Raw genomic sequence first — 21,013 nt, 5'->3', positions numbered from 1 at the left:
CGCGCCGGGAGCGGGGTTCTCGGCGAAGCCCCGAAGGCGACCCGCCCCCGTCGCTCCCCTAGTTCCCTGCCGCCCCGCGGAAGCGGGTCGTGCGGTGCACCGGGTCGGTGTCGATCTCGGGGATGACGTGTTCGCCGATGAGCTTGATCGAGTTCATCGTGTCCTCGTAGGACACCCCGATCGGCAGGCCGAACGACAGCTGGTCCGCGCCCGCCTGCTCCCAGCGCTTGCACTGGGCCAGCACCTCGCTCGGGTCGCCGCAGATCATCAGCTCCTCCTGGATGAGGAGTTCGATGATCTCCGCCGAGTACTCCGGCAGCAGCTCCGGCCACTCCGGGATGCCCTCGGGCCGCGGGAACGTGTCGTGGTAGCGGAAGAGCAGCGACTGCAGGTAGTTCAGCCCGCCGCCGACCGCGATCTCGACCGCCTTCTCGTGCGTCTCCGCACAGATCGCCGTCGACGTCACCATGACGTTGTCGTTGACGAAGTCACCGATCGCCTTGGCCTCCTTGATCGCCGTCTTGTACGACTCGACGACCCACTCCATGTCGGAGACCTTCTGCACGCTGAAGCCGAGCACGCCCAGCCCCTTCTTGCCGGCCATCGCGTACGAGGACGGCGAGCCGGCCGCGTACCACATCGCCGGGTGGGACTTCCCGTACGGCTTGGGCAGGATCTTGCGCGGCGGCAGGGACCAGTGCTTGCCCTGGAAGCCGGCGTACTCGTCCTGGAGCCACATCTTGGGGAACTCGGCGATCGTCTCTTCCCAGAGTTCCTTGGTGTGGTTCATGTCCGTGATGCCGGGGAAGAAGCCCAGGATCTCGTGGGAGCCGGCGCCGCGTCCGGAGCCGAACTCGAAGCGCCCGCCGGAGAGGTGGTCGAGCATCGCGACCTTCTCGGCGACCTTGACCGGGTGGTTGACGGGGGCGAGCGGGTTGAAGATGCCCGAGCCCAGGTGGATGCGTTCCGTCGCGTGGGCGAGATACCCGAGGTAGACGTCGTTCGCCGAGAGGTGCGAGTACTCCTCCAGGAAGTGGTGCTCGGAGGCCCAGGCGTACTTGAACCCGGACTTGTCCGCCTGGATGACGTACTCGGTCTCCTCCATCAGCGCCTTGTGCTCGGCCTCGGGATCGGTCTCGGCGCGCTTGCCGACGTATCCCTGTACGAAGATCCCGAATTCCAAGGGGGTTCACCGTCCTCGTGATTTCTGACGTACCGTCAGATCCTTGATGTGCCCGACTGTCGCACCGCACGGCGGGTGCGTCAATAGCTGATGAAGCGTCAGATGATTCGACGCGAGGGTCAGAAGAGCTTGACGCCGGCCAGCCAGCCGCCGTCGATCACGAACGGCTGTCCCGTGATGTACGCCGAGTCCTCCGAGGTCAGGAACAGCGCGAGCGCCGCGACCTCCTCCGGCTTCCCGATCCGGCCCAGCGGCACCAGGCTCCGGTACAGCTCCGCCGTCGCCGCCGGATCCACGCCCTCCGGGTTGCTCATCGGGGTGTCGATGGCGCCCGGGCAGACCGCGTTCACCCGGATGTTCTTCCCCGCCAGCTCCACCGCCGCGACCCGGGTCAGGCCGAGCACCGCGTGCTTGGTCGCCGCGTACGCGCCCACCCCGGCCATGCCGGTCACCCCGGTGTACGAGGAGGTGTTGACGATCGTGCCGCCGCCGGCCGCCTCGATCTCGGGCGCGACCGTACGGATCCCCAGGAAGCAGCCGATCTGGTTGACCTGGATGATCGCCTGGAACTCCTCAAGCGGCGTCGACACCAGCTCGTTGAACCGCAGGATCCCCGCGTTGTTGACGAGGCCGTCGATCCGCCCGAACCTCTCCTTGGCCCGCGCGACCGCCGCCGTCCAGTCCGTCTCGCGCGTCACGTCGAGGTGGACGTACGCCGCCCGGTCCTCGCCCAGCTCCTTCGCCAGCGCCTCTCCGGCGTCGTCGAGCACGTCACCGAGGACCACCCGGGCCCCCTCGGCGGCGAACAGCCGGGCCTCCTGCTCGCCCTGCCCGCGCGCCGCGCCCGTCACGATCACGACGCGCCCGTCCAGCTTGCCCATGCCTGCCACGCTCCTCAGCTCAGGTGTGGTGCGACCTCCGCGGCGAACGCCGCCATCTGGTCGGTGAGTTCGGTACGGCTCCGGGACCGGAACCGGACCTGGATCTGGTGCACGCCCATCTCCCCGTAGGCCCGCAGCGAGGCCGCCAGCGCCTCCGGCGCGCCCGTCAGGGTGCGCCGGCCGACGTCCCAGCCGGCCTCCCCGACGTACAGCGCCTCGGTGATCGCGCCGACGGTGAACGGCGCCTCGATGCCGGCCTCCTCGCGCAGCGCGCGGAGCTTCGCGATCTTCTCCGGCAGCTTGTCGCGCGGGTCGCCCTGCGGCAGCCAGCCGTCGCCGCGCAGCGCGGCGCGCCGCACGGCGGCCGGCGAGGAGCCGCCCACCCAGAGCGGCACCCGCTGCTGCACGGGCCGGGGCTGCTGCCCCAGGTCCTTGAAGGAGAAGCGCTCGCCGCCGAACTCCGGGTACTCCTCCGGGCCCAGCGCGGCCCGGAGCGCGTCGATCGTCTCGTCGAGCAGCGCACCGCGCCGGGCGAAGTCCGCGCCGACCGCCTCGAACTCCTCCTGCACGTGCCCGGCGCCGACGCCGAGGATCAGCCGGCCGCCGGACAGGCGGTCGAGGGTCGCGTACGCCTTGGCGGAGACCAGCGGGTGACGCAGGCCGACGATGGCGACGTGCGACATCAGCCGGACCCGCTCGGTGGCGGCGGCGAGGTAGGAGAGCGTGGCGACCGGGTCGTACCAGATCGTGCTCATCGCCCCGGCGAGCCGCCGCGGGATGGCGACGTGGTCGCAGGAGGCGAGGTAGCCGAAGCCGGTCCGGTCGGCGACCCGGGCGATCTCCACCAGGTCGGCGGGGCCCGCGGCGGCCTCCCAGGACTCGGCGTACAGGGCGCTCTGCGACTGGACCGGGAGCTGCATCCCGTACATGACCATGGGAAACCCACCCCTCGACCGCGAGCCTGACGGCTCGTCAGATATGGACGCGAGCCCCCATCGTCGTCACTGACGGACCGTCAGGCAAGGGGTGGGACACGAGGGGGCTGCCGGGAACCGGGCCGGGCGGCCGTCCGGCGGCAACTCAGGAACCGGGCTGGGCGGACCTCCGGCGGCGGCGCTCCCGCGCCCGCGGGTGGATCGTGGCGTACAGCCCGGCCGAGCCCGCGGCGATCACGCCGACGACGGCGGCGAGCCGTCCCCACAGGGGTCCGTCCTCGCCGATCAGGAAGACCGCCGCGTCCAGCGCGAAGGCCACGACGGTGAACACGGCGAGCGCGGAGGCGACCCGGTTGAGCCGGTTGTCCAGCTCCTCGGTGCGCTGCATCGCCGACGCCACCATCGAGCTGCTCACGTAACTGAGCAGCTTGTCCGCCCGCTCCTGGGTGCCGTCGAGCCCGATGACCTCGCGCGCCGCGAGATAGGTGGCCCGGTGGTCCTGCGCGGACTCGATGCGGTAGCTGTCCAGGTGGTAGAAGCCGGCCCAGATGCCGTCCAGGAAGTGCCGGAAGGCGTGCACGTCGGCCCGGTCGGGATGGGTCCCGGCCAGGTCGACGAGGATCTCCCGGCCGGCCAGCAGCGCGCCGGCGAGCAGCGACTGCTGCGCCACCGCGATGTCGGTCGGCTCGGTCATGGTGAGCAGGTCGCCGATGGGGGCGCGCGGGTCCAGGTCCCAGGCGTACGTGAACGGGAGCAGGACCCGGCAGGCCGGGCCCATGATGAGCTCCGGCACCCGGGGGTCGGTGCCCCACGGCGGGTCCTGCGTCACGAAGTGGCAGTTGTAGCGGACCGAGCGGCGGTCGGTCGGCGACTCGTCGCCGTCCAGCATCCGGTCCGGCCGCAGCCGCAGGCCCCGCACGAGCCCGCTGCCGACGGAGGCGGTGAGCATCGCGGACAGGATCGGCGCGTCCGCCTCTCGCAGCGCGTTGTTGACCCGGGCGTCCAGCGCGTCGAGCTCGAACAGCGACAGCCCCCGCAGGTCCCGCTCGTGCCGCAGCGCGTAGACGACCAGCACCGACCCGCCGCTCAGGATGCGGGCGTGGCAGCCAGCTATCTCTATGCCCGGCAGGGATATCCCGGCCAGTGCCATGTCGGTGAGGTCTATCTCGATGGTCGCGTCGTGGTTGTACGCCAGCGACCCGAGCCGGCCCGCGACCGGCCGTAACTCGCCGTGCCCCGGGACCAGGACGGAGCCCTGGGTGAGGTCGGGCGAGCTGTAGTGGAGGGGGTACGCCCTGCTCTGCAGGTGCAGTACCTCCGTCATCTCTCACCGGCCCAGGACACCGCGACGTACTCGGGGATCAGATCGCTCTCCGGGACCTCCACGCGGTCCAGGTAGCGGCGCTGCAGGGACTCCGGCCCGTGGTCCTCGACCTGGGCGCCGCCGAGGAGGCCGGGCAGCTCGCCGTGGGTCAGGTAGCTGGCGTCCTCCGGGACGGAGCGGCGCCGGAACCAGAGCCGCTGGTCGGCGAGGACCCGGTTGTCCTCGGCCCAGTCCGGCCAGTAGCTGACGGCGGTGACCGCGTGGTCCCCGAACTCGGCGCCGAGCCGGGCGACCGCCCGGGCGTCGTCCGGCGACAGGTAGAAGACCAGGCCCTCGGCCACGTACGCGACCGGCCGCCCGGCGGCGAGCTCGCGCACCGCCGCGGCGACGGCCTCGCGGCCGGCCGGGGTGCCGAGGTCGGCGGCCAGGTGGTGCACGTCGCGGCGCGGGATCGCGCCCGCGTCCATCAGCTCGGCGGCACGCTGCCGCTTGGCCTCGATCATGGTGGGCAGGTCGACCTCGAGGGCCGTGCGGAAGGGCAGCAGCCAGGGGTACGAGGAGAAACCGGCGCCGCAGACGACGAGCACGGTGTCGGGGTCCAGCTCCAGGGCGCGTTCGAGCGTGTCCGCGATGTATCTGCCGCGCAGCGAGACCACCAGGTCGTCGTGCGGGTAGACGTCGCCGGCGAACTCCTCCCACAGGGCGCGGACGCCGCCCCGCTCTCCGTCCGGGATCCAGGCGGCTGCCAGGGGATCGCGGGCGAGTTCGGGCCGACGGGCCCGGGACTCGTTGACGAGGTACGCGGTCTGCTCCACTCCGGTGTGCATACACGTATGCAATCACGCGGGAGATCATTGTCAACCGGGCGCAGAATGCCGTCAGTTGTGGCGGAAGCGGGGCGCGCGCCGCGGTCCGGCACGCGCCCCCGACGTCCTTCCTACGCGCCCGGCCAGAGGCCGTCCTTCGTCAGCTGGAGCAGGTCGATGGCGTTGCCGCGCACGATCCGGTCCACGGTCGCCGGGTCCAGGTGCCCCATCTGGGCCTCGCCGACCTCGCGGGACTTGGGCCAGGTGGAGTCGGAGTGCGGGTAGTCCGTCTCGTACAGGACGTTGCCCACGCCGATCGCGTCCAGGTTCTTCAGGCCGAACGCGTCGTCGAAGAAGCAGCCGTACACGTGGTTCGCGAACAGCTCGGACGGCGGGCGCAGCACCTTGTCGGCGACGCCGCCCCAGCCGCGGTTCTCCTCCCAGACCACGTCGGCGCGCTCCAGGATGTACGGGATCCAGCCGATCTGGCCCTCCGCGTACATGATCTTCAGGTTGGGGAAGCGCTCGAACTTGCCGCTCATCAGCCAGTCGACCATCGAGAAGCAGCAGTTCGCGAAGGTGATCGTGGAGCCGACGGCGGGCGGCGCGTCCGCCGAGGTGGACGGCATCCGGCTGGAGGAGCCGATGTGCATGGCGACGACGGTCCCGGTCTCGTCGCAGGCGGCGAGGAACGGGTCCCAGTAGTCGGTGTGGATCGACGGCAGGCCCAGGTGCGGCGGTATCTCGGAGAACGCCACGGCGCGCACGCCGCGGGCGGCGTTGCGCCGGACCTCCTCGGCGGCGAGGTGCGCGTCCCAGAGCGGGACGAGGGTGAGCGGGATGAGCCGGCCCCGCGCCTCGGGACCGCACCACTCCTCCACCATCCAGTCGTTGTACGCGCGCACGCCGAGCAGTCCCAGTTCGCGGTCTGACGCCTCGGTGAACGTCTGGCCGCAGAAGCGGGGGAAGGTGGGGAAACAGAGGGCGGACTGGACGTGGTTGACGTCCATGTCGGCGAGCCGGTCGGGGACGGACCAGGAGCCCGGCCGCATCTGCTCGTACGTGATGACCTCGAGCTTGATCTCGTCCCTGTCGTAGCCGACGGCGGTGTCGAGCCGGGTCAGCGGGCGGTGCAGGTCCTCGTACACCCACCAGTCGCCGATCGGCCCGTCGTCGCCCTTGGCGCCCATGACGGGCGCGAACTTCCCGCCCAGGAAGGTCATTTCCTTCAGGGGGGCGCGGACGATGCGGGGGCCGACGTCGCGGTACTTGGACGGGAGCCGGTCCCGCCAGACGCTGGGGGGCTCCACGGTGTGGTCGTCCACCGAGATGATCTTCGGGAAGGTCTCCATGCTTTCACGGTAGCGCTGATCTGACGCTCCGTCAGCTCCCCGTCCGCCACCGGTTCGTGATCGGTGCGGCAGATCCTGTGCAGACAGTCACCCGATGCTGACGCGCCCCCTCCGGACAAGGCAGACTGTCTTGGGCGAAACCAGCGGTACGGGCAGGGGGAGCTATGGACCGTGAGAACGGCCCGCGAGTGCCGGAGCAGAGAGCTCCGCGAACGGGTCCCGAGGACGCGGAGCGCGGTGGCGTGCCCGAAGGCGCGCCCGGCGCCCCGGAACCGGTATCGGACCTGCGCTTCGCCGTGCTCGGACCCGTCCGCGCCTGGCGGGACGGCGAACAGCTGCCGTCCGGCTCCCCGCAGCAGCGGGCGCTTCTCGCCGCGCTGTTGCTGCGCGACGGCCGGACCGCCACCGCCGGGGAGCTGATCGACGGGATCTGGGGCGAGGAGCCGCCGTCGCAGGCGCTCGCCGCGCTCCGCACGTACGCCTCCCGGCTGCGCAAGGTCCTCGACCCGGGCGTGCTGGTCAGCGACGCCGGCGGGTACGCGATCCGCACCCACCGCGGGGCCCTCGACCTCGACGTCGCCCAGGACCTGGCCGCCGAGGCCGAGAAACTGTGGGCGTCGGGCGAGCGCAGCGAGGCACGCGCCCTGATCAACAAGTCGCTCGGACTGTGGGACGGCGAGGTGCTGGCCTCCGTACCGGGCCCGTACGCCGAGAACCAGCGGGCCCGCCTGGAGGAGTGGCGGCTCACCCTCCTGGAGACCCGGCTCGACATGGACCTGGAGATCGGCAACCACGCGGAGGCCGTCTCCGAGCTGACCGCTCTCACGGCCGCGCACCCGCTCCGCGAGCGGCTGCGCGAGCTGCTGATGCTCGCGCTGTACCGCAGCGGCCGGCAGGCCGAGGCGCTCGCCGTGTACGCGGACACCCGGCGGCTCCTCGCGGACGAGCTGGGCGTCGACCCGTGCCCCGAACTCTCCCGGCTCCAGCAGCGGATCCTCCAGGCGGACTCGGAACTCGCCCGCCCGGTCGAGGAGTCCGCGCCGGCCCCGGCGACCGTCTCACGGCCCGCCCAGCTCCCCGCGACCGTAGCCGACTTCACCGGCCGCGCCGCCTTCGTCCGGGAACTCGGGGACCAGCTCGCCACGGCGGAGGGCTCCGTCATGGCGGTCTCCGCGCTCGCGGGCATCGGCGGCGTCGGCAAGACGACCCTCGCGGTGCACGTCGCCCACGCGGCCCGCCCGCACTTCCCCGACGGCCAGCTGTACGTCGACCTCCAGGGCGCGGGGGCGCGGGCGGCGGCGCCGGAGACGGTCCTGGGCGCGTTCCTGCGCGCCCTGGGTGCGCCGGACTCCGCGATCCCCGACTCGCTCGACGAGCGGGCGGCGCTGTACCGCTCGACGCTGGACGGCCGCCGGGTCCTGGTCCTCCTCGACAACGCGCGCGACGCCGCCCAGATCCGGCCGCTGCTGCCGGGCACGGCGGGCTGCGCGGCGCTGGTGACCAGCCGGATCCGGATGGTGGACCTGGCCGGGGCGCATCTGGTGGACCTGGACGTGATGTCCCCGGAGGAGGCGCTCCAGCTCTTCACGAAGATCGTGGGCGAGGAGCGGGTCTCCGCGGAGCGGGAGGCGGCGCTGGACGTGGTGGCGGCGTGCGGCTTCCTGCCGCTGGCCATCCGCATCGCGGCGTCCCGGCTGGCGGCCCGCCGCACGTGGACCGTGTCGGTCCTCGCGGCGAAGCTCGCCGACGAGCGGCGCCGCCTGGACGAGCTCCAGGCGGGCGACCTCGCGGTCAAGGCGACGTTCGAGCTGGGTTACGGCCAGCTGGAGCCGGCCCAGGCCCGCGCCTTCCGTCTCCTCGGCCTCGCGGACGGCCCCGACATCTCCCTGTCGGCCGCCGCGGCGGTCCTGGACCTCCCGCCCCACGACGCCGAGGACCTCCTGGAGGCCCTCGTCGACACGTCCCTCCTGGAGTCCGCCGCGCCGGGCCGGTACCGCTACCACGACCTCGTCCGCCTCTACGCGCGTGCATGCGCGGAGCGCGACGAACAGCCCCCGTCGGAACGCGAGGCGGCGCTCTCGCGCCTGCTGGACTTCTACCTGTCGACGGCGGCGGGGGTGTACGCGATCGAGCGACCGGGCGACCGCCTGGTCGACCACTTGGAGCCGCCGTCCTACGAGGGCCTGACGTTCACGGACCGCCACGAGGCCCAGGACTGGCTGTACCGGGAGGCGAACTGCCTCCTGGCGTGCGTCCGGCAGTCGGCGGGCGCCGCAACGCTGCGGCGTGCGGTCGATCTGCTGTGGGCGTCGATCGACATCGGCGAGTCCGGCGCCAACTCCAAGCAGTACGAGTCCGCGGCGGCTGCGTTGCGCGAGGCCGCGCACGAGACCGGTGACGAGCACGCCGAGGCGCGGGCGCTGATGGCACTCAGCAACGTCCACGCCCACACCGGACGCTTCGACGACGCCGACCGCGACGCGGAACTCGCGGCCGGACTGGCCGACCGGACCGAGGACGCCCTCACGCTGGCCTGGGCGGCCAACTCCCGGGGCATCGTGGCGATCTACCAGAGTCGCCACGCCGACGGCGAAGTGCACCTGACCCATGCCATCGACTGGTTCCGGGCGGACGGGAACCGGCCGAGCGAGGCCAGCGCGTTGTGCAACCTGTCGCGCATCCACCTGGCGATGGGGCGGCTGACGAGCGCCGTCTCGCTGGCGGAGCGCGGGATCGCCATCTACGACTCCACGGGCAACTCGTTCCGGGGTGCCAACGGTCGGTACGCGCTGGGGATGGCTCTCACCGAAAGTGGCCAGCACGCGCAGGGCGCGGAGGCGCTGCGCGAGGCGCTGGCGGTGTTCCGGGACAGTCGGCAGCGTCTGTGGGAGGGCATGACCCTGTACCGCCTGGCGGAGCTCGAACTCTCCGCACGGCGGCCGGCCCAGGCGGCCGCGTTGGCCGAGCAGGCGCTCGCGGTGCTGAACGGTGTCGGCGGGGACTGGCGGCGCGCCAACGTCCTGACCGTGCTCGGCCGGGCACTGCAGGGCATAGGGCAGACGGGACGCTCCCGCGTCTGCTGGAGCGATGCGCTGGCCACGTACGACGACCTCGGCTCTCCCGAGGCGGATCACGTGCGCGCCCTGCTCCACCCGGCGGCGGTCGCCTGACCGACCTGGGCGTTCATCAATCGTTTATCGCCGCACGGCACTCTCATGCATGTCGATCCGTCGCGTCGGGGGGCAGACGGTTCGTCACGAGGCCTCACCGTTATGGTGATCGGCCCTGGACGTCCGCCCGGCGATCCACGGGGGAGTTGCCGGGCGGACGTTCCCGTCCCACAGGCCCAACCACTTCAGGAGCTTCCATGGCCGACAACCTCAAGCCCGCCGACCAGCACGCGACGGGCGAGGAGATCACGACGCTGGACCAGCACGCGACGACCGAGCCGATCAAGCCGCTGGACCAGCACGCCACGGGTGGCGACATCACGACCCTGGACCAGCACGCCACCGGCGCGCCGATCAAGCCGCTCGACCAGCACGCGACGACCGAGCCGGCCAAGTAGCCACTCCCCCACGGGGTACGGCCGCGGCGGCGCCAACGGGGGAGCCGCCGGGGCCGTAGCGTCCGGCCGATCGGACGCACGCGCTCGGGGGACGCTCATCCGGTTCGGGGGATCCGGATGAGCTGAGCGCGAAGCGCGACGGCGGGATGCAGAAGAAGAGGGGCCGGGCAGATGCCCGGCCCCTCTTCTTGTGCCCAGCATTCCCTGCTTCAGCGAATATCAGGCCGCACATTGGCTGGTAGTGCACGCAACCATGGAATTGGCGTACGCAAATCAGAAAGCTTGCCGCGTACCCAGACATCACGAGGAGTCGGACATGACCCGCACCAAGCGTTTTCTCGCCTGCTTCTTCCTCGCCGCCACGGTCGCGGCCGGCACCGCGACCCCGGCCCTGGCGGACCAGCACGTCACCGACGTCGACGGGATCCACGTCACCGTCGTCGATGTCTGAGGCAGTCCCTCAGCGCGCGTAGGACCCCAGCCCCACCAAGCAGTACACGTACTCGTTGATCGTCGCGCCGTTGATCGTGTAGCGGGACGAGAAGGCGTACTGGGTCCGGGGGTTGTCGCGGCAACGGTTCATGTCCGAGGTGAACGGGAACGTCTGGATCACCTTGTAGTGCGCGTCCGAGGCCGAGCAGGGGACCTCGTCGACGTCGCTCACGCTCTGCGGCCCGTCGGAGGTCGGGAGTGAGCCGTTCAGGCACGTTCCCGTGGTGTACGGGTCCGGCGGGGCCTCGGTCGTGGGGTCCGGGTCCGGGTACGAGGACGAGTCGTCCGTGTCGTCCTCGGTCGGCTCGTCCGTCGGGGTGTAGGACGAGCCGTACGACGGTTCGTCCGTCGGTGACGGGTCGTACGAGGAGCCGTACGACGGGCCCGCCGACGGATCCTCGTCGCCCTCGTCGCCGCCGGCCAGGATCACTGCCGCCATCACCGCGCCCACCAGGCACAGTGCCACGATGGCCCCCACCGCCCCCGACTTCTGCCCAGGCGCCGCCGGGCCGGGCACGGGCATCGGCGCCGTCGCCGGGCCGCCCGGGACGCTGATGAGCAGCCGGACCGGGCCGGACGCCGTCGTGAGGCGCAGGACTTCGCCGTCCCGCACGCCCGGCGGGATGTCCACATGGGCCTGGTCGCCGGACGGCAGGTCGACCGAGAGGCCGACGCCGACGGCTGCCTGCTGGGGCGTGAGGGACAGCGGGATCTCGATTTCCACCGGACCGCTCCAGAGTCGTGAAGGGGGAGGTTACGCGAGGGCAACTCCTCATATCACGTACGGGCAACGGGAGTTGGTTGCGCACTCGCACTCGGACCCGCCCCCGGCACCCCCGGCTCCCCGGCCGTCGGGAAGCTCGCCAACAGGCGGGCGCCCCGCTCCGTCGCCGCGATCACCAGCGTGCCGCCGTGACGAGTGGCGATGTCGCGCGCGATCGGGAGGCCCAGGCCCGCGCCGCCGGCCGTGCGCGTGCGGGACTCGTCGAGGCGCGTGAAGCGGCCGAAGACGCGGGCGCGGTCCTCGGGCGGGATGCCCGGGCCGTCGTCGTGGACCTCCAGGACGACCGCTCCGTCGGCCACCCGGACCGTCACGTCGACCACCGCCGCCGCGTGGCGACAGGCGTTGCCGAGGAGGTTCCGCAGCAGCCGCTCCAGCTGCGTCGCGCTGCCGTCGACGACGGCCGGGGTCACGGCCGCGCAGGCGATTCGGAGGCGGGCGGATTCCGGGAGGTGCTGGTACTCGCGGACGAGGTCCTCCGCCAGCGCCGCGAGGTCGACCGGCTCCGCCGCCCGGCTCCGGTGCCGCGTGCCGTCCAGGCTCGCCAGGAGCAGGAGGTCGTCGGCCAGCGCCTGGAGCCGGACGACGTCGGCGGCGGCGTCCGCCACGACGGCCGGCCAGGCGACCGAGTCCGGGTGCCGGAGCGCCGATTCGAGCTGGGCGCGCAGGGCGGCCAGCGGGCTGCGCAGCTCGTGGGCGGCGTCGGCCACGAACTGCTGCTGCCGCGCCGACGCCTGCTCGAGCCGGTCGAGCGTGTCGTTCGTGGTGCGGGCGAGACGCGCGATCGCGTCCTCGGTCGGCGGCACCGGAACCCGGCGGTCCAGCGACTGGCCGGTGATGTCGGCGAGTTCGCGCCGGATCGCCTCGACCGGACGCAGGGCGCGCGCCACCGAGACATGCACGAGCACCCCGGTGAGCAGGGTGATCAGAGGCACCCCGGTGGTCATCGCGATCCAGAAGATCAGATTGGCGTCCTGCGCGAGCTGGGCCCGCCGGAGCAGCACGAGCCCGCCCAGGGAGAGCGCGCCGGTGGCGCCGGCCGCCGCGAGGGCCAGGCGGCTCCGGAAGGACAGCCCGCCGCCCCGTCCGAGCGCCGCCCACACGGCCGCCGCCGTCAGCAGCCCGGCCGACGGGGCGATGCATGCCAGCCCCCAGCGGAGGGCCTCCTCGGCCACGAGCCACGGCTTGACCTCGTTCTCCGTCCTGAGCCACGCGCAGTACGTGGTGAACAGGATGCCCGAGACCGCCCCCGCGACCACCGCCGTCCGCAGGCGAACGGCCCGCGGGTGGGCCCTCCCCGCCCACCAGCACGCGGCGGCGACGCACAGCGCCCCCGCGACCGCGCCGCCGCCCGCGATCAGCTCGACCTGGGGGCCGACGCGGTCGTCGCGGATGAGCACGGCGATCACCGGCGAGCGCGGGCCCGCCCTGCCGTCCGCGTACGCCAGCCAGCACACCGCGACCACCACGACGAACGCCGCCGCGAGCCCCGACGCCCACACCGGGCCGTACCGGCGCCGCCGCTCAGCCACGGCCCACCACCCGGTATCCCGCCCCGCGCACCGTCTCGATCGTCTCCCGCCCGAACGGCGCGTCGATCTTCTTCCGCACGGCGCGGATGTAGACGTGCACGATGTTCGGGTCGCCCGTGAAGTCCGCCGACCACACCTCGTCGAGGACGTCCAGCGTCGGCACCACCTCGTCCACGCGCGCCATCAGGCAGTGCAGCACGGCGAACTCCTTCGGCGTCAGCCGGACGACGGTCCCGCCCCGCCCACAGGTCCGGCGCGCGGGGTCGAGCCAGAGGTCCCCGCACTCCAGAAGCGTGCGGGCGCGGGCCCCGCCACGGCGCAGCAGGGCCCGCAGCCGGGCCTCCAGGACGACGTACGAGAAGGGCTTCGCCAGGTAGTCGTCGGCTCCGGTGTCCAGGCCCTCGGCCTCGTCGTACTCGCCGTTCTTGGCCGTCAGCATCATCACCGGCACGTCGTTGTCCTCGGCGCGGAGCCGGGAACAGACCTGGTAGCCGTTGAGGCCGGGCAGCATGAGGTCGAGCAGGACCGCCGCGTAGCGGTGCTCACGCGCCAGGTGCAGCCCGGTGACGCCGTCGTGGGCCACGTCGACGGTGTAGCCGACGGCCGACAGGCCGCGCCGCAGCGAGGCGGCGATCCGTTCCTCGTCCTCGATCACCAGTACGCGCATGCGGCCGAGTATCGCCCGCGGGCCGGACGTGCGGCTGAGGAAATCCTCAGCCTCCTTCAGGCGCTCCTCAGCGGCCGTGGCCGAGGGTCCTGCGCATGCTCACGCTCCCCGCTCCCGCACGCAGGCCCGCGCCGCCGACCGCCGCCGCGGCCGCACCCCGCACCGCCCCCGCTCTGCTCGCCGCGGTCCTCTTCGTGCTGTACACGGCGTACGCGCTGCGCGAGCACGCCCGGTTCCGGACGACCGGCTACGACCTGGGGATCTTCGGGCAGGCGGTGCGCGCGTACGCCGAGGGCCGCGCACCGGCCTCGGAGATCCGTACGGCGACCGCCCCGCCCGGCTTCACGGGCGACGCGTTCCCGCTGCTCGGCGACCACTTCCATCCCGTACTCGCCGTGCTCGCCCCGCTCTACCGGCTCGCGCCGCACGTGGAGACGCTGCTGGTGGCGCAGGCGGGGCTCGTCTCCCTGTCCGTGTACGTGATCGCGCGCACGGCCCAACGCCATCTGCCGGAGCAGCGGTTCGCGCCGACGGCCGTGGGCGCGGCCGCCGGCCTGTGCTGGGGAGTGCAGCAGCTCGTCGGCTTCGACTTCCACGAGGTGGCGTTCGCGGTCCCGTTGCTGGCGCTGGCCTGCCGGGCCCACCTCGACGGCCGGCCCCGGGCCGCCGCGTGGTGGGCCGCAGCCCTGCTGCTCGTGAAGGAGGACCTGGGCGCGACGGCGTTCGTGTGCGGACTGCTGCTGGTGCACCGCAACCGCCACGACCCCCGGAACCGCCGTGCCGGTCTCGCACTGTGCGCGTTCGCCGCCGCGGGCAGTGCCCTCGTCGTGTGCGCGGTGCTCCCGGCCCTGGCGCCGGACGGCCGGTACGGGTACCTGGACCAGGCGGCCTCCCCGTACGGCGTCCTCGACGGCTGGCCGGGGAAGTCGGAGACCCTGCTCGTGCTGTTGGCCGCGACCGGCGGGCTGGTGCTGCGCAGCCCCCTCGCTCTCCTGCTGCTGCCCACCCTGGTGTGGCGGTTCACCTCGTCCAACCCGGCCTACTGGGGACCCGGCCTGCACTACTCGGCGGTCCTCGCGCCGATCGCCTTCGCCGCCCTGATCGACGCGCTGCGACGCGGGGCGCGGCTGCCGCTCGCCGTTCCCCTGGCGGTCGCCCTCGTGATGCTGCCGGCGCAGCCGCTGAGCGACCTGGCGAGGCCCGGTTTCTGGCAGCAGGATCCGCGGGAGGCCGCCGCCCGCGCGGCGCTGCGGCTCGTACCCGACGGCGCGCCGGTGGCGGCGAGCAACGGCCTCGTGCCGCATCTGACCGACCGAACCCGGCCGTACCTGGTCGCGGACGGGGTCCTCGAACGCCGCCCGGAGCTGGAGTGGATCGTGGCCGACCGGACGGACCCGTTCCCCTGGGGCGCCGTGGACGCCGTCGTCCGGCGGGCGGAGGAGCTCGGCTGGCGGCGGGTCCGGGAGGAGAGCGGCATCATCGTGCTCACCCGCGTGCCCGCGTCGCCCTAGCGTCGCCTCAGGCGCCCGTCCGCTCCCGCAGTTCGCCCTTCACGACCTTCCCGCTGGCGTTGCGCGGGAGTTCGGTGACGAACTCGACCTCGCGCGGGACCTTGTAGTTCGCCATCTCGCGACGCGACCAGGCGATCAGGTCGTCCGCCGTCACCGTCGCGCCCGGGCGGCGGACGGCGAAGGCCTTGCCGACCTCGCCGAGGCGGGGGTCGCTGATGCCGATCACCGCCACGTCCGCGATGTCCGGGTGCAGGCCCAGGAGTTGTTCGATCTCCGCCGGGTACGCGTTGAAGCCGCCGACGATGAACATGTCCTTGATCCGGTCGGTGATCCGCAGGTTGCCCGCCTCGTCGAGGACGCCCACGTCGCCGGTGTGGAGCCAGCCGTCCGCGTCGATCGCCTCGCTCGTGGCCGAGGCGTCCTCGAAGTAGCCGGTCATCACGTTGTGGCCGCGGACCAGGACCTCGCCCGCCTCCGAGAGGCGGACCTCGGTGTCCGGGATCGCCCGGCCCGACGTCGTGGCGATGACCTCCGCCGCGTCGCCCTGCCGGCACATCGTGACGATGCCGCTGGCCTCCGACAGGCCGTACGCCGTCAGCACCGTCCCCACGCCCAGCTCCCCGCGCAGCCGCTCGACCAGCCGCAACGGCACGACCGCCGCGCCCGTGACCACCAGCCGCAGCGCCGACAGGTCGTACGAGGAGCGGGACGGGTGGTCCAGGAGCGACTGGTGGAGCGTCGGCGGGCCGGGCAGCACCGAGACGCGCTCCGAGGCGATGTTGGCGAGCACCGTGTCCACGTTGAACACCGGCTGCGGGATCATCACCGCGCCCCGCATCAGGCAGGCGATGATGCCGGCCTTGTAGCCGAAGGTGTGGAAGAACGGGTTCACGATCAGGTAGCGGTCGCCCTGTCGCAGCCCGGCCAGCTCCGACCAGACGTCGTAGCAGCGCAGGGTCTGGGCGTGGGTGATCACCGCGCCCTTGGGCGCGCCCGTCGTGCCCGAGGTGTAGATGATGTCCGAGGGGGCCGAGCTGTCCACCGCGTCCGCCCGTTCCCGTACCTCCGCCGCGCTCACCGTGTCCCCCGCGGCCAGGAACTCCTTCCAGGTCGTGTAGTCGTCAGGGGCGCCGTCGCCGAAGACCACCACCCGTTCCAGGTCGGGGAGTTCGACCCCGGAGCGGCGCAGCGACGCCACGTACGAGGTGCCGAGGAAGGTGCCGGTGATGAACAGCAGCCGGGCCCGCGACCGGGCCAGTACGTACGCCGCCTCCGCCCCCTTGAAGCGGGTGTTCAGGGGGACGAGCACCGCCCCGGCCGTCACCGCGCCGAGCGCGGAGACGATCCAGTCGAGGGTGTTGGGGGCCCAGAGGGCGACCCGGTCGCCGGGCCGGACGCCCGCCGCGATGCACGCGGCCGCCGCGCGTTCGACGCGTTCGCCCAGCTCGGCGTACGAGACGCGGGTGCGGCCCTCGACGACCGCCTCCTGTGCCCCGTACCGTTCCGCCGCCGAGCGCACGAGCCTCGGTATCGAGCCCCACTCCAGGTCGCCGCGCATCTGCACCCCTCCAAAGAGCTGACTGTCCGTCAGATTAGCTGTAGCCTGACGCGCTGTCAGCAGTGGGGACGACCGAAGGGGTTGCCGTGCTCAAGGACCGCACAGCCATCGTGGGGATCGGGCAGACACCCTTCGCCAAACAACTGCCCGAGTCCGAGAGAACACTCGCCTGCCGGGCGATCCTCGCCGCTCTGGACGACGCGGGCATCGCACCCTCCGAGGTGGACGCGTTCGCCTCGTACACGATGGAGGAGACCGACGAGGTCGAGGTCGCCAAGGCGATCGGGGCGGGCGACGTCACCTTCTTCAGCAAGGTGGGGTACGGCGGCGGCGGTTCCTGCGCCACCGTCGGGCACCTCGCCGCCGCCATCGCCTCCGGGCAGGCCTCCGTCGGCGTCGCCTGGCGGTCCCGCAAGCGCGGCTCCGGGCCCCGGCCCTGGAAGAACACCGCCGTCCAGCTGCCCACGCCCGGCCAGTGGACCCGGCCGTTCGGGCTGCTGCGGCCCGCCGACGAGATCGGCATGCTCGCCCGCCGCTACATGCACGAGTACGGCGCCACCCGCGACCACCTCTTCAACGTCGCGCTCGCCTGCCGCAACCGGGCCAACCAGAACCCCGACGCGATCATGTACGAACGCCCGCTGACCCGCGAGATGTACATGACCGCCCGCTGGATCAGCGAGCCGCTCTGCCTCTTCGACAACTGCCTGGAGACCGACGGCGCGCTGGCCTGTGTGATCGTCTCCGCCGAACGGGCCCGCGACTGCCGGCAGAAGCCGGTGTACGTCCACTCCGCCGCCCAGGGACTGCCCGCCCAGCACCACGGCATGGTCAACTACTGGAACGACGACCCGCTCACCGGCCCCGCCTGGACGGCCGCCCGACACCTGTGGAAGCAGGCCGACTTCGGGCCCCAGGACGTCGACGTCGCCCAGATCTACGACGCCTTCACCCCGCTCGTCCCGCTCTCCCTGGAGGGGTACGGGTTCTGCGGACGCGGCGAGGGCGGCGCGTTCACCGAGGGCGGCGCGCTGGAGATCGGCGGGCGGCTGCCCCTCAACACCGGCGGCGGCGGGCTCTCGGAGGCGTACGTGCACGGCTTCAACCTCATCAACGAGGGCGTGAAGCAACTGCGCGGCACCTCCACCGCCCAGGTCCCCGACGCCGCCACCTGCCTCGTCACCGCCGGCGAGGGCGTCCCCACATCCGCCGTCCTGCTGAGGAGTTGATCCGTCATGCTGAGTCCCGTCGTCGACGAGGACGGCGCGCCCTTCTGGGAGTACGCCGCCCGGGGCGAGCTGCGCGTCCAGGCCTGCGCGGCCCCCGACTGCGGCGAGCTGCGCTTCCCGCCCCGCCCCTGCTGCCCGCACTGCCAGTCCTTCGACAGCGAGTGGCGGCTGATGTCCGGCCGCGGCCGGATCTGGTCGTACGTGATCCCGCATCCGCCGCTGCTGCCCGACTACGCCGCCCAGGCCCCGTACAACGCGGTCCTCGTCGAGCTCGCCGACGCGCCCCGCATCCGGCTGGCCGGCAACGTCGTCGCCGCGCCCGACGCCGCGCTGAACTCCGTGGACCCGGCCCGGCTGCGGATCGGCGCGGCGGTGAAGGTGGCGTTCACCGAGATCGACGGGATGACCGTGCCCCGCTGGCTGCTGGAGCGCGGATGAGCGTCCCCGGCATCACCGTCGACCGCGACAAGGAGACCGGGGTCGCCGTCGTCACCCTCGACCGGGCCGAGAAGCACAACGCGATCACCCTGGAGATGGCGCGCGAGCTGGGCGAGGTGTGGCGCGGGTTCCGGTACGAGGACGAGGTCCGCGCGATCGTCGTCACCGGGGCGGGCGGCCGGGCGTTCTGCACCGGCATCGACCGGAAGGCCGCGACCGAGGTCCCGCAGCCCTCGTCGCCGTACACGATCGACGATCCGCTGGTCGCGATCGGACCCAAGGCGAACGACCTGTGGAAACCGGTGGTGGCGGCGGTGGAGGGGATGGCCTGCGGCGGGGCGTTCTATCTGATCGGCGAGGCGGAGTTCGTGATCGCCGGCCAGGACGCGACCTTCTTCGACCCGCACACGACGTACGGAATGGTCTCCGCGTTCGAGACCGTCCACATGGCGCAGAAGATGCCGTTCGGGGAAGTCGCCCGGATGGCCCTCATGGGCACGGCCGAACGGGTCTCCGCGCGGCGTGCGTACGAGACGGGCCTGGTCAGCGAGGTGACCGAGACCGGTGGGGCGCTGACCGCCGCGCGGGCGGCGGCGGCCGTCGTGGCCTCGTACCCGACGGAGGCGGTGCAGGGCACGGTCCGCGCGCTCTGGTCCGCGAAGGAGGCGGCGCGGGCGGCGGCCCTCGCCCACGCCCCGCACCTGGTGGCGCTCGGGAACCTGCCGCCGGAGCGGCAGGCCGAGCTGTTCACCGGACGGGGCGGGAGCGGCGGCTTCCGGCTCCGCTAGAGCGGTGGCCGGCAGAGCCGCGTCACCAGGCGGAGCGTGTCAGCCGATGGGGCCGCAGCCGATGGACGTGCGTCAGCCGATGGAGCGGTCCGCCGTGACGACGACGCACTTCGTGTACTCGGAGCCGTCGCCGGTGCCGGTGTACGGGGTGGTCGCCTCGGTGGACTGCGAGGCGCCGCCCTCGACCCGCAGGTCGTCGACGTTCGCCATGGCGATGTTGGCGCTCGCGTCGCCCTTGAACTGCAGGCTGACGTCGTAGAGGTACGCCGTCGAGTCGCTGTTGGTGATGGTGATCTTGGCGACCAGGTTCTTGCGGTCGTCGCTCAGCTTGCACTCGTCGATGCGGATGTCGCGCTGGGCCTTGTCGCGGGAGGAGCCGCCGACGCCGCTGACGCTGCCCGTGGACGACCCACCGGAGGTGCTGTCGGAGCCGCTGGAGCTGGAGCCACCGGAGCTGCTGGAGCTGCTCGACGAGCCGTGGCTGCCGCCGCAGCTGGCGCCGTGCGAGCCGCGGGCTCCGGTGAGAGCGACGACGGCGATTCCGAAGACGGCGACAGCGCGGACATGACGAAGCTTCACGCTTCAACCCCCGTTGAGTGTGTGCAGAGTGAAAGGGCCCGACCTTGACGGGCGCACGTCACCCTACTGGACGCTGACACCCTCGACGACACACTTCCGCACCCGGTCGACCATCGTCGGCGCGTCCGTCAGCACGTCGAAGGTCTCGGTCGCGCCCGGCTCGACGGTGACGTCCTTGTACCCTTCACCCCGCTCCGTACCGGCCGCGTCCTGGAACTCCAGCTTCACGCGGAAGGTCTCCGTGACCGTCTCCCGCGAGGTGATCCGCACGCTCGCGGTGTAGTCCGCCTTCCGGGCCGGCCGGCCCTTGCGCTTCTTCTGCGCAGGCTTCACACAGTCCACGACCACGACGTCCACAAGCGCGGTGGAGGTGGCGATGGGCGTCGGAGTGGGGCCGGTGGTGTACGAGCCGGAGCCGCTGCTGTCGTCGTAGGAGTCTTCGTCGTCGTGGTCGTAGTCGTGGTTCTTCTTCTTGGAGCTGGAGCAGCCGCCACCGCTGCTCTTGCCGCTGCTCTTGCCGCTCCGGCTCTTGCCGCCGCTGCCGCCGCTGCTCTTGCCCGTCTGGAAGCCCGTCAGTGCCAGCACGACCGCCACGAGCACCGCCGAGAACCGCAGCTGTCGCCCTGCCCTCACCGCGAACCGCCCCTTTCGAACCGTCGATTTCGAACCACACGCCTGTCGTGTCCGCGCCACCCTAGCGCCGCGTGGCGGGCCCCCCGCACCCGGCGTAGCGTCGGGACCGGGAGCCGGACCGAGGAGGCCGCACGATGATCCGCAACATCGTCGGTTCGGTGCTGGCGCTCGCCGGAGCGACGGCCGCCGTATGGAGCCCCTTCCGTGCCTGGTACGACGGCCGTCACGGCAGCGACTATCCGATCGAGGACCTGTTCGGCGGGATCACCGACGTCCGGGCCGAGGTGATCGGGTCGATGCTGCTGCCGTTCGCCTTCGCCGCCCTGGTCACCCTGATCGGGGTGGTGCTGCGCTCCCGCCTCCTCGTCGCCCTCGCCGGGCTGATCGTGCTCGGCTTCAGCGTCCTGTGGATGGTCCGGGTCGGGCAGTTCGAGGGCAGCCTGACCGTCAGCGGCGACGGGACAGGGCTGGGCATCGGTGTCGGGATGGCCGTGGGCGGCGGGTTCCTGCTGCTCCTGGCCGCGGTCGTCATGTCGGGCCGCCACGCCCCGCACGCGACCCGGCTCCCGGAGCCTGCGCCCACGCACCCGACGCTCGACGGACAGGGACACCGGCCGGAGCCGGAGCCGGAGCCCTACGCGTATCCGTACCAGCCGCCGGACCCGTACGAGACGCCCACGCGGACCATGGAGGCCCCGGAGCCGCCCCCGGGCCAGGACCCCGGCCGGCATCCCGACCAGGGCCGCTAGGACCGCG

20 protein-coding genes are annotated in these 21,013 nt (G+C 72.5%); 8 read left to right on the top strand and 12 right to left on the bottom strand.

The window, feature by feature from the left end:
* Positions 1-58 precede the first annotated feature (58 nt).
* The 6 genes from R2D22_RS21460 to R2D22_RS21435 all read right to left on the bottom strand — a co-directional run bounded on the left by R2D22_RS21460 (position 59) and on the right by R2D22_RS21435 (position 6,481).
* Entirely contained in the window at positions 59-1,183 is a 1,125-nt protein-coding gene (locus tag R2D22_RS21460) for an LLM class flavin-dependent oxidoreductase (RefSeq protein WP_318106078.1), read from the bottom strand.
* A gap of 119 nt (positions 1,184-1,302) precedes the next feature.
* Positions 1,303-2,064, bottom strand: coding sequence for an SDR family NAD(P)-dependent oxidoreductase (locus R2D22_RS21455; protein ID WP_318106075.1), 762 nt, complete (start codon positions 2,062-2,064; stop codon positions 1,303-1,305).
* A 14-nt stretch (positions 2,065-2,078) separates the two neighbouring features.
* On the bottom strand, positions 2,079-2,999 hold the full coding sequence (locus R2D22_RS21450; RefSeq protein ID WP_318106073.1) for an LLM class F420-dependent oxidoreductase: 921 nt from the start codon (positions 2,997-2,999) through the stop codon (positions 2,079-2,081).
* 145 nt (positions 3,000-3,144) lie between these two features.
* Positions 3,145-4,323 carry a hypothetical protein gene (locus R2D22_RS21445; protein WP_318106070.1) on the bottom strand — a complete coding sequence of 393 codons (1,179 nt, stop codon included), beginning with the start codon at positions 4,321-4,323 and terminating at the stop codon, positions 3,145-3,147.
* On the bottom strand, positions 4,320-5,150 hold the full coding sequence (locus R2D22_RS21440; protein WP_318106066.1) for a class I SAM-dependent methyltransferase: 831 nt from the start codon (positions 5,148-5,150) through the stop codon (positions 4,320-4,322). Before R2D22_RS21440 ends, R2D22_RS21445 begins: the two co-directional genes overlap by 4 nt.
* Before the next feature lie 110 nt (positions 5,151-5,260).
* Entirely contained in the window at positions 5,261-6,481 is a 1,221-nt protein-coding gene (locus R2D22_RS21435) for an amidohydrolase family protein (protein ID WP_318106063.1), read from the bottom strand.
* Between the two features lie 164 nt (positions 6,482-6,645).
* Between R2D22_RS21435 and afsR the strand changes: the two genes are divergently transcribed.
* The 3 genes from afsR to R2D22_RS21420 all read left to right on the top strand — a co-directional run bounded on the left by afsR (position 6,646) and on the right by R2D22_RS21420 (position 10,500).
* Entirely contained in the window at positions 6,646-9,651 is a 3,006-nt protein-coding gene (gene afsR / locus R2D22_RS21430) for an SARP-family global regulator AfsR (RefSeq protein ID WP_318106059.1), read from the top strand.
* Positions 9,652-9,848: 197 nt separating this feature from the next.
* Positions 9,849-10,049 (top strand): hypothetical protein, encoded by a 201-nt coding sequence (locus tag R2D22_RS21425; RefSeq protein WP_318106057.1) that lies wholly within the window; start codon positions 9,849-9,851, stop codon positions 10,047-10,049.
* 316 nt (positions 10,050-10,365) lie between these two features.
* Positions 10,366-10,500, top strand: coding sequence for a hypothetical protein (locus R2D22_RS21420; RefSeq protein WP_318106055.1), 135 nt, complete (start codon positions 10,366-10,368; stop codon positions 10,498-10,500).
* Positions 10,501-10,509: 9 nt separating this feature from the next.
* Here R2D22_RS21420 and R2D22_RS21415 read toward each other — a convergent pair whose 3' ends face one another.
* The 3 genes from R2D22_RS21415 to R2D22_RS21405 are packed head-to-tail and all read right to left on the bottom strand — an operon-like array spanning position 10,510 to position 13,521.
* The gene (locus R2D22_RS21415) at positions 10,510-11,265 is read right to left on the bottom strand and encodes an LppU/SCO3897 family protein (protein ID WP_318106053.1); all 756 of its coding nucleotides are present in this window, start codon (positions 11,263-11,265) and stop codon (positions 10,510-10,512) included.
* Positions 11,266-11,318: 53 nt separating this feature from the next.
* Positions 11,319-12,854, bottom strand: coding sequence for a sensor histidine kinase (locus R2D22_RS21410; protein WP_318106050.1), 1,536 nt, complete (start codon positions 12,852-12,854; stop codon positions 11,319-11,321).
* The gene (locus R2D22_RS21405) at positions 12,847-13,521 is read right to left on the bottom strand and encodes a response regulator transcription factor (RefSeq protein WP_318106049.1); all 675 of its coding nucleotides are present in this window, start codon (positions 13,519-13,521) and stop codon (positions 12,847-12,849) included. The genes R2D22_RS21410 and R2D22_RS21405 overlap by 8 nt, the downstream gene beginning before the upstream one ends.
* A gap of 95 nt (positions 13,522-13,616) precedes the next feature.
* On the opposite strand from R2D22_RS21405, the gene R2D22_RS21400 reads away from it, so the two are divergent.
* Entirely contained in the window at positions 13,617-15,032 is a 1,416-nt protein-coding gene (locus tag R2D22_RS21400; protein WP_318106046.1) for a DUF2079 domain-containing protein, read from the top strand.
* A gap of 7 nt (positions 15,033-15,039) precedes the next feature.
* On the opposite strand, the gene R2D22_RS21395 is transcribed toward R2D22_RS21400, so the two are convergent.
* A complete protein-coding gene (locus tag R2D22_RS21395) occupies positions 15,040-16,590 on the bottom strand; it encodes a FadD3 family acyl-CoA ligase (protein WP_318106044.1) in 1,551 nt (516 codons plus the stop codon).
* 86 nt (positions 16,591-16,676) lie between these two features.
* Here R2D22_RS21395 and R2D22_RS21390 point away from each other — a divergent pair, with 86 nt between their 5' ends.
* Genes R2D22_RS21390 through R2D22_RS21380 form a run of 3 tightly spaced genes read left to right on the top strand, consistent with a single transcriptional unit; the run spans position 16,677 to position 19,045 of the window.
* The gene (locus R2D22_RS21390) at positions 16,677-17,819 is read left to right on the top strand and encodes a lipid-transfer protein (protein ID WP_318106042.1); all 1,143 of its coding nucleotides are present in this window, start codon (positions 16,677-16,679) and stop codon (positions 17,817-17,819) included.
* Positions 17,820-17,825: 6 nt separating this feature from the next.
* Positions 17,826-18,257 (top strand): Zn-ribbon domain-containing OB-fold protein, encoded by a 432-nt coding sequence (locus R2D22_RS21385; RefSeq protein ID WP_318106040.1) that lies wholly within the window; start codon positions 17,826-17,828, stop codon positions 18,255-18,257.
* Positions 18,254-19,045, top strand: coding sequence for an enoyl-CoA hydratase/isomerase family protein (locus tag R2D22_RS21380; protein ID WP_318106038.1), 792 nt, complete (start codon positions 18,254-18,256; stop codon positions 19,043-19,045). The genes R2D22_RS21385 and R2D22_RS21380 overlap by 4 nt, the downstream gene beginning before the upstream one ends.
* 72 nt (positions 19,046-19,117) lie before the next feature.
* Here the strand turns inward: R2D22_RS21380 and R2D22_RS21375 are convergent, their stop codons facing one another.
* Complete coding sequence (locus R2D22_RS21375) at positions 19,118-19,624, bottom strand: hypothetical protein (protein WP_318106037.1); 507 nt, start codon at positions 19,622-19,624, stop codon at positions 19,118-19,120.
* A 63-nt stretch (positions 19,625-19,687) separates the two neighbouring features.
* Complete coding sequence (locus R2D22_RS21370; protein ID WP_318106036.1) at positions 19,688-20,257, bottom strand: hypothetical protein; 570 nt, start codon at positions 20,255-20,257, stop codon at positions 19,688-19,690.
* A 134-nt stretch (positions 20,258-20,391) separates the two neighbouring features.
* On the opposite strand from R2D22_RS21370, the gene R2D22_RS21365 reads away from it, so the two are divergent.
* Positions 20,392-21,006: a hypothetical protein gene (locus tag R2D22_RS21365; RefSeq protein ID WP_318106034.1), complete on the top strand. Its 615-nt coding sequence runs from the start codon at positions 20,392-20,394 to the stop codon at positions 21,004-21,006.
* Positions 21,007-21,013: the final 7 nt, after the last annotated feature.

The organism is Streptomyces sp. HUAS YS2 (assembly GCF_033343995.1).
Taxonomy (GTDB): domain Bacteria; phylum Actinomycetota; class Actinomycetes; order Streptomycetales; family Streptomycetaceae; genus Streptomyces; species Streptomyces solicathayae.
This window is presented reverse-complemented; position numbering and strand designations above follow the sequence as displayed.

Coding starts and splice junctions, on each gene's coding strand:
- R2D22_RS21455 (WP_318106075.1), bottom strand. CDS start 2,064: ATGGGCAAGCTGGACGGGCGCGTCGTGATCGTGACGGGCGCGGCGCGC.
- R2D22_RS21450 (WP_318106073.1), bottom strand. CDS start 2,999: ATGGTCATGTACGGGATGCAGCTCCCGGTCCAGTCGCAGAGCGCCCTG.
- R2D22_RS21445 (WP_318106070.1), bottom strand. CDS start 4,323: ATGACGGAGGTACTGCACCTGCAGAGCAGGGCGTACCCCCTCCACTAC.
- R2D22_RS21440 (WP_318106066.1), bottom strand. CDS start 5,150: ATGCACACCGGAGTGGAGCAGACCGCGTACCTCGTCAACGAGTCCCGG.
- R2D22_RS21435 (WP_318106063.1), bottom strand. CDS start 6,481: ATGGAGACCTTCCCGAAGATCATCTCGGTGGACGACCACACCGTGGAG.
- afsR (WP_318106059.1), top strand. CDS start 6,646: ATGGACCGTGAGAACGGCCCGCGAGTGCCGGAGCAGAGAGCTCCGCGA.
- R2D22_RS21425 (WP_318106057.1), top strand. CDS start 9,849: ATGGCCGACAACCTCAAGCCCGCCGACCAGCACGCGACGGGCGAGGAG.
- R2D22_RS21420 (WP_318106055.1), top strand. CDS start 10,366: ATGACCCGCACCAAGCGTTTTCTCGCCTGCTTCTTCCTCGCCGCCACG.
- R2D22_RS21405 (WP_318106049.1), bottom strand. CDS start 13,521: ATGCGCGTACTGGTGATCGAGGACGAGGAACGGATCGCCGCCTCGCTG.
- R2D22_RS21400 (WP_318106046.1), top strand. CDS start 13,617: ATGCTCACGCTCCCCGCTCCCGCACGCAGGCCCGCGCCGCCGACCGCC.
- R2D22_RS21395 (WP_318106044.1), bottom strand. CDS start 16,590: ATGCGCGGCGACCTGGAGTGGGGCTCGATACCGAGGCTCGTGCGCTCG.
- R2D22_RS21385 (WP_318106040.1), top strand. CDS start 17,826: ATGCTGAGTCCCGTCGTCGACGAGGACGGCGCGCCCTTCTGGGAGTAC.
- R2D22_RS21380 (WP_318106038.1), top strand. CDS start 18,254: ATGAGCGTCCCCGGCATCACCGTCGACCGCGACAAGGAGACCGGGGTC.
- R2D22_RS21365 (WP_318106034.1), top strand. CDS start 20,392: ATGATCCGCAACATCGTCGGTTCGGTGCTGGCGCTCGCCGGAGCGACG.